The sequence below is a fragment of the Bradyrhizobium sacchari genome (genome assembly GCF_002068095.1).
Lineage (GTDB): Bacteria > Pseudomonadota > Alphaproteobacteria > Rhizobiales > Xanthobacteraceae > Bradyrhizobium > Bradyrhizobium sacchari.
The window spans coordinates 155208-162698 of sequence record NZ_LWIG01000033.1 but is presented as its reverse complement, the minus strand read 5'-3'; the positions used below and the strand labels follow the sequence as shown (position 1 = coordinate 162698).

Below are 7491 nucleotides of genomic sequence, written 5' to 3'. Positions count from 1 at the left end.
CCGCCGGCTGCGGCATCGCTGAGGCAATTCAGGCCGCCAGCCTGGCGCGCCGCAACGTCTCCGAGGGCTTTTCGGCGAGGTGGCGTTTGTAGTCCATCGAGAACTGGCTGAAGCCAGAAGCCGTGCTGCACGGCGACGTCATAGATGGACGTCTCGGGGGCGCCGCCGGCGCGTTTCAGCTCACGCCGCACCCGGTTCAGCCGCATCGCCCGCCACTAATGCATCGGGCTCCCCGAGCTGGCCATACTGGCGGACCTGCTGGCTGTCATGCCGGTCGAATATGCCGGCTTCATGCTGAAGCCGACCGGCTTCTTCGCGGCCAATGCGGCCTTCGACATCCCGCCAGAGCGCAATAGCCGCAGCGTGCTCGCGGGCGAGGAGAAGGGTGGCGGCGCTGCGTGCTGCCACAAAGCCTAGCGGCGCGGTATTCAGCCTGCCGCCAGTTCGGCGTCGCTCGCCGGCACTTCGATCGATGCCGGACCGGCGACGAGGCTGTCGAGATCGACCAGCAACAGATCGGCAATGTGCGTGAGCTGGTGCAGGGGGATGCTGATCTCACCGTTCTCGGCTCGCGACACGAATTCGGGCGAGACGCTGATGAGGTTCGCAATCTGCATCTCGGTATAGCCACGCGCCTCGCGCGCCGCCTTGACCTGCGCGCCGAGGTGCCGCCGGTGCAGAGCCTGCTCTTCCTCGGTCATCATCAGGGCCTGCTCGTCCAGGCTGGCCACGCCATCGACAAAGGCAACCCCGAGCAAACGTCGCTTCTGCCAGGCCACGCGACAGGTCTTTCGCAAGCCATCAGCAAAGATCAGCGTGGCCTCTTTCGGAAACGCCAGCGACCAGTCGAGCTTCAGCCTTGCTCCGGTGCCTGAGACGTCCGCGATCGTGCAGGGGATGCTGACGGTGCCCCTGGCGCCGTCAAATTCGACGATTCCTGTCCTCGCGGTCGATTGCCTGGTCGCGGCGCGCAATTCGCTCATGGACGTCGAACCCCGGATGGCCAGCATGTGCTGGCACAGAACGTTGCGTCACGGTCTGCAACGCGAACGAAATATCCCGCAACAGATTCTACCCTCGGGGTTGCTCGGTCTCAATCGCGCTCCGGGAGGATGGTAAAGGATTCGTTCTCCGCGCTTCCTTCGCCACCGCCTCGTTCTGTCGATCGATTGCGCCCGTCTGGAAGGATTCCAGATCTTGAAGACGATTCACGTCATGGCGCGCCTGAGCGCATTCGCCGCACATGCTGCGCACAGGTCTGGAGAAGTTCTAACCCGGTTCCTATCGCACTCCGAAATCGTCTGCGTTACGGCGGGACATCAAAAACAGTACCGGCGAAGCCGGCAGTGCGTGGGGCTGCTAAGACGTGACTGACTTCCAACTTCCTTCGCGTTCAAACGAGCGTCTTCGACAAATTCAGGTGCTCTTCTTCGGAGCCGTCAGCACATTCGCTCTCACCACTCCCTTTGATCCCGTGCAGGCGCAGACACAACTTCCCTCTGTCACCGTTGACGCGCCGGCCCGGCGCGAGCGTCCTGCAGCGACTGCCGTGTCGCGACGATCGGCATCGACGCGTGTCTCCCGCGCCCTCCGTCGCGCTCCCACGCAGCAGGCCGCGCCGACGCAGTCGCCGTCGAATGGCGCAACGAGTGAACGCGCCGGCGGTCCGGTGCGCGGGTTCGTCGCCACGCGCAGCGGCACCGCCACCAAGACCGACACGCCGCTGATCGAGACGCCGCAGTCGGTGTCCATCGTCACCACCGATCAGGTCCGAAACCAGGGTGCAGTCTCCATCGGCGAGGCCCTGCGCTACACGGCCGGCGTCAGCGGCGACGTCAATGGCGGCTCGGACACCCGCTTCGGCGGCCTCCAGATCCGCGGCTTCGACATGACCATGCCGGGCCTCTATGTCGATGGCCTGAGAATCCCCTCCAGCAATTACGTGCACTTCAACGGGCTCGATCCCTATGGCGCCGAGCGCCTCGAAGTTCTCAAGGGACCGTCTTCCGCGATGTACGGCGGCAGCGGCACCGGCGGCCTGCTCAACTACGTCACTAAACTGCCGACGGCGCAGCAGTCCGGCGAGGTCTCGATCTCCGGCGGCAGCTTCAACCGCTATCAGGGCCAGTTCGACATGGGCGGCCCGGCCAATAAGGAAGGCACCGTGCTCTGGCGCCTGACCGGCGTGGTGCGCGACGGCGAAACCCAGGTCGACTTCAGCAAGGACAACCGCGTCTTCATCGCGCCCGCCGTCACCTTCAAGCCGAATGACGACACCACTATCACCGTGCTCGCCAACTACCAGAAGGACCGGGCGGGGTGGGGCCTCCAGTTCCTGCCGGCCTCCGGCACTGTGTGGCCGAACCACGGTCGCACCATCCCGGTCTCGTTCTTCGCGGGGGTGCCGAGCTTCGATGCCTTCAACACCGAGATCGCAACAATCGGCTACCAGCTCTCGCACGATTTCACCGACTCCATCACGTTCAGGCAGAACCTCCGCTACGCCTATCAGCACAACGAGGAGAAGGTGTTTTACGGCGGCGGCTATACCGACGAGACTGCGGGCCAGCTCGCGCGGTACGGCAGCACCAGCAACTCCTACATCAATTCCTTTGCGGTGGATAACCAGCTCCAGGGCAAGTTCACGACCGGCATTCTCGGTCACACCACGCTGGTCGGGATCGACTATCGCAACACCACGTTCCGCGACGCCGCTTTCAGCGTCACGACGTCGGCGCCCGAGATCAACGTCTTCAATCCGGTCTACAGCTACGACTGGACCATCGGCGCGATGAGCGACAACACCGGCGTCAAGCAGTCGCAGGCCGGCCTCTATGCGCAGGACCAGATCAAGCTCGGCCGGCTGTCGTTCCAGCTCGGCGGCCGCCAGGATTTCGTGACGACGCAGGTCGATAGCGGCATCGCCAACACGTCCGTCTCGAAGGATGCCTCGGCCTTCACCGGCCGCGCCGCCGTGATGTACAATTTCGACAACGGCATCGCGCCGTATTTCAGCTACTCGGAATCGTTCCTGCCGGTGCTGGCGACGGGGCCGGGCGGTCAGATGCTCAACCCCGAAACGGGTGTCCAGTACGAGGTCGGCGTCAAGTACCAGCCGCTCGGCTGGAACGCGCTGTTCACCTTCGCCGCCTTCGACCTGACGCGCGACAACGTCGTCGTCTATGCGCCGGGGTCCGTCTTCGCCGAGCAGAGTGGCCAGGTGAAATCGCGCGGCATCGAGCTCGAAGGCACGATGTCGCTCGCCGACGGCTGGAACCTGCGCGCCGCCTATGCCTATGTCGATGCCATCGTGACTCAGGATCCGGTGAATGTCGGCAAGGCGCCGGTCACCGTGCCGCTCAACCGCGCCTCGCTGTGGAGCGACTACACGCTCCAGAATGGACCACTGGCAGGCGTGCAGTTCGGCGGCGGCATCCGTCATGTCGGCGCGACCTGGGGCGATGCAGCCAACACGTTCACGGTGGGGTCATCGACGGTGCTGGATGCTCTGCTCGCCTATAGCAGGGACAATTGGCGCCTGTCGCTGAACGTCACCAACCTCGCTGACACCCGCTACGTCGCCGCCTGCTACAGCCTGTCGGGCTGTTTCTACGCGGAGGGACGCAAGGCCATCGGGAAGCTCACCTACCGGTGGTGAGTTCAATTGAAGCCGGTCCGGCACGACAGCCGGACCTGCTGGATGAAAGTCGAAGACGATGAGAGCGATATTCGGGCGACTGCATCGCTGGGCGGGCCTGCTGACGGCCGGCTTCCTGTTCTTCTCCGGTGTCACCGGCGCGATCATCTCCTGGGACCATGAGATCGACGACGTCCTGAACAGCCATCTGTTCGATGTCTCGACCAAGGGCCCGGCCATTCCCTCGATCGAGCTCGCGAAGATGATCGAGCAGCGCGATCCTCGTGCGCGCGTTGTCTATCTCTTCATGACGCCGGAGGAGGGCCACTCGCTGTGGTTCTTCGTGATGCCGCGGATCGATCCGGCAGCCGGCAAGCGCTATGCACTCGACTACAACCAGGTCTTCCTCGACCCCAACACCGGCGTGGAGCTCGGCCGCCGCTATTGGGGCGCGGTGTGGCCGGTCACGCGCGAGAACTTCGTCTCGTTCCTCTACAAGCTGCACTACACCATGCACATCCCGGAATTCTGGGGCAGCGACCGCTGGGGCATGCGCGTGCTCGGCGTCATCGCCATCATCTGGACCATCGACTGCTTCGTCGGCTTCTATCTGACGCTGCCCTCGCGCCGACGGGCCAAGGCAGCGCGCCCGCCCGAGGTTTCGCGACAGCTCGGGCGCGGCTTCTGGGCGCGCTGGGCGCCGGCCTGGACCATCAAGACCTCGGGCAGCGCCTACCGGATCAATTTCGACATCCATCGGGCCTTCAGCCTGTGGACCTGGGGCGTTCTGTTCATCATCGCCTTCACGGCGTTCTCGCTGAACCTCTATTTCGAGGTGTTCTCGCCGCTGATGAAGATGGTCTCGAACTACACGCCGACGCCCTACGAGCAGCGGCCCTATCGCGACCTCGACGATCCCATTGAGCCCAAGGTGACGTTTGCCGACATCGCCGCCCGCGCCGCTGCGGATGGCAAGGCGCGCGGGTGGACCACGCCGGTCGGCTCGATCAATTACGGCCCGGCCCACGGCGTCTATGCTGCCGCCTTCTTTCACCCCGGCGACGACCATGGCGCCGGCGGCGTCGGCCCGGCGCAGCTCTATTACGACAGCGCGGATGGCCGTCCGATCGGCGAGCGGCTGCCCTGGGTCGGCACTGCCGCCGACATCTTCGTCCAGGCGCAGTTTCCGCTGCATTCGGGTCGCATCGTCGGACTGCCCGGCCGCATCCTGATCTCGATCATGGGGCTGGTGGTGGCCGCGCTCTCGGTCACCGGCGTCGTGATCTGGTGGCGCAAACGCCGCGCCCGTATCCGCGTGCGCGAGACCACAGCGATGCGCCTGAGCCGGCAGCTGACGCCGGCGGAGTAGGGTGCCGGCCTCGCGGATGAACCTTCGCGCGCGGCACCGGCACAAAGACTGGAGGTCGTTTCCAGTCTTTTCGGATATTGCAATGAGATCGCTCGCTTTGCTCTGCCTGCTTGTCCTGGCGATGCCCGCGCGGGCGGCAGCGCCCGAGCAGCATTATCTCGACCTGCGCGACCGCTACATCGCAAAGTTCTCCAAGGCCAAGGAGAACGACGAGACCTTCAAGCAGCATGACGCGGCACTCGAGGAGCTGACGCGCGTTCTGCGCGGCCTGGTGGGTCCGGCAACGATCAAGGGCCTCCCGGCAGACGGCAAGTCGAACGTCGACACGTTGTTCAAGGGTGACTCCGGCTTCGGCCATCTCGACGGGCTGGGCTTCGCTTCCGACGGCGATAAGATGCAGGCCGTAGTGACCACGACCGGGCTGCTCAAGCACTGGCTGCGCGAGCATCGCGAGGACGGCATGCCGCAGGAGATCGGCGCGGCCTTCAAGTCGGACCGCTTCTACTATCTGGCCATCCAGGACGGACTCAGCCTTCGCCAAATATGCCGAGCTGCCGGTTGCGAAGCCCGCATCCGCCAGTGTCGCCGTGGCGGTGCTCGGCGTGCGCGGCAATGGCGAGCTGAAGGCGCCGCCGCGTGAAATCGATGTCGTCGCGATCCAGGGCGACAAGGTCTTCTTCCTCGCCGCAACCGACGCCGTGAAGACGGCCGAGATCCCGGCCTGCGAAAAGGCCTGGAAGCAGATGATGGCCCGGAAGACCCCGCAGGACGCCATGGCCAAGGAAGACCAGGCCATGGACGCCTACACCAGATGCTTCGCCAAGGAGGCTCCGAGCCAGAGCTGGTTCGCGGGCGCGGTGAAGAAGGCGCAGAACCAGCTCGAGCTGCTGCCGCTGCGATAGGTTTTTTGATTTTGGGTCGAAGCGCTGGTTCGAAATGGAACCGGAATTGAGACTGTCTCCGGCTAACGCCCGTGCCTGAGGTCCTCGGTCGCGCGCCTGAGGATATCGTGAAGCCAGTCATGCGCCGGCTCACCCTCGATACGCTCGTGCCACAACAGCCGGACCTCGACTGGAGTTGTGGCGTAAGGCAGCTCGTAGGCGGTGACCGCATGCGCGCGTTCGAAGGCCCGCGCCAATGGGCGCGGAACGATGGCCGCCAAGTCGGAGTCCGCGAGCAGGGCGGGCAGGGCAAGAAAATGCGGCAGCGAAACGGCTATGCGCGGCGGCCGGTCGCTTTCCGACAGGGCCCGTTCTAACGCCCCGCGGTCATACATCTCCGATCGACGGGCAAGACCGCGCTCGGAGATGAAGCCGCCAATCGCTCCTTCCTGCTCGCCGCCGAAGGAGACGACGACCAGCGGCATGCGCGCCAGCGCCGCGTTGGTGATCCGGCCGAGCTTGCGCTTGCCGCCGACGATCAGCACGTCGTCATATTCGAACAGCAGCGAGGTGCGGAAGCGGGCCGGCGGATCCGAAAAAACGCCGATCGCCACGTCGATACGGCCGAGATCGATCTGCTCGGCGAGGTCGATGCGCGTCACCGGCTTGATGATCAGGTCGATCGCGGGCGCTTCAGCCTTGAGTATCTTCAGCAGCGGTGAAGCCAGCACCATCGTGGTGAAGTCGTTGGCGGCGAGGGTGAACTGCCTGGTGGAGGCCGACGGAACGAAGCGTGGCTGCTCGACCGCCGCCTCGAGCGATCGCAGGGCCTCGCGAACCTGCGGCGCCATCGTCAGCGCGCGTGCTGTCGGCTGCATGCCGGTCGCCGTGCGCACGAACAGATCGTCTTCGAGCATCTCGCGCAGCCGGGCGAGCGAATGGCTCACGGCGGATTGACTGAGGGCAACCCGCTGGCTTGCCCTCAAAACGCTGCGCTCCTCCATCACGGCGTCGAAGACCTTGAGCAGATTGAGGTCAAGAGTCTTGAAGGAAACAGCCACGCGCAGCCCACCGTCTCAAGGCGGATCGCGCGCCCGTTGCTTACCTGCGATCGCGTCCAGTAAAGGCCAACCGCGCAGCCGACGCAACCGAGCAGGGCGCCCAGATCGCTTGCCGTGCGCCCTCCCAATCTGAAGCCGGTTCAGGATCACTCTGCAAGAGTTTCACTTCCGCAATCGCGAGATGCCGTCATGATCCCGGTGCCGGATTTGGAGGAGACAGGCAAATGAAATCCTGCGGCATGTCGATCGGAGCTCTCGGAGTTGCACTATCGCTGTGCACAGCGCCGGCCGTTGCGCAGGATGGCCCGGTGAAGCTCGGCGTCCTCACCGACATGTCCTCGCTCTATGCCGACAATGGCGGACAGGGCTCGGTGGTCGCAGCGCAGATGGCCGTCGACGATTTCGGTGGTCAGGTGCTCGGACGCAGTATCCAGATCGTTGCCGGAGATCATCAGAACAAGGCCGACGTGGGAGGGACCATCGCCCGGCGCTGGCTCGAAAACGACAACGTCGAAGTCATTCTCGACGTACCGAACTCGGCGG

Annotated in this window: 6 protein-coding genes and 2 pseudogenes; 5 read left to right on the top strand and 3 right to left on the bottom strand. The window is 64.7% G+C overall.

Annotation, left to right across the window (positions count from 1 at the left end):
• Positions 1-28 precede the first annotated feature (28 nt).
• Positions 29-230: pseudogene (locus A5906_RS45235) on the bottom strand (helix-turn-helix domain-containing protein); the annotation flags it as partial.
• A gap of 37 nt (positions 231-267) precedes the next feature.
• On the opposite strand from A5906_RS45235, the gene A5906_RS42700 reads away from it, so the two are divergent.
• Entirely contained in the window at positions 268-417 is a 150-nt protein-coding gene (locus A5906_RS42700; RefSeq protein ID WP_161495444.1) for a hypothetical protein, read from the top strand.
• Between the two features lie 11 nt (positions 418-428).
• On the opposite strand, the gene A5906_RS28770 is transcribed toward A5906_RS42700, so the two are convergent.
• Positions 429-983: a helix-turn-helix domain-containing protein gene (locus A5906_RS28770; protein WP_080138814.1), complete on the bottom strand. Its 555-nt coding sequence runs from the start codon at positions 981-983 to the stop codon at positions 429-431.
• Between the two features lie 686 nt (positions 984-1669).
• On the opposite strand from A5906_RS28770, the gene A5906_RS28765 reads away from it, so the two are divergent.
• From A5906_RS28765 to A5906_RS28755, 3 genes and pseudogenes are all read left to right on the top strand, one after another.
• Complete coding sequence (locus A5906_RS28765) at positions 1670-3658, top strand: TonB-dependent siderophore receptor (RefSeq protein WP_080138588.1); 1989 nt, start codon at positions 1670-1672, stop codon at positions 3656-3658.
• A gap of 58 nt (positions 3659-3716) precedes the next feature.
• Positions 3717-5006 carry a siderophore utilization protein FsrB gene (gene fsrB / locus A5906_RS28760; protein ID WP_080138587.1) on the top strand — a complete coding sequence of 430 codons (1290 nt, stop codon included), beginning with the start codon at positions 3717-3719 and terminating at the stop codon, positions 5004-5006.
• An 82-nt stretch (positions 5007-5088) separates the two neighbouring features.
• A pseudogene (locus A5906_RS28755) lies at positions 5089-5908 on the top strand (hypothetical protein).
• Between the two features lie 62 nt (positions 5909-5970).
• Here A5906_RS28755 and A5906_RS28750 read toward each other — a convergent pair.
• Positions 5971-6948: a LysR family transcriptional regulator gene (locus tag A5906_RS28750; RefSeq protein WP_080138586.1), complete on the bottom strand. Its 978-nt coding sequence runs from the start codon at positions 6946-6948 to the stop codon at positions 5971-5973.
• 224 nt (positions 6949-7172) lie between these two features.
• Here A5906_RS28750 and A5906_RS45230 point away from each other — a divergent pair.
• The coding region (locus A5906_RS45230; RefSeq protein WP_245326957.1) for an ABC transporter substrate-binding protein at positions 7173-7491 on the top strand (319 nt) is incomplete at its 3' end.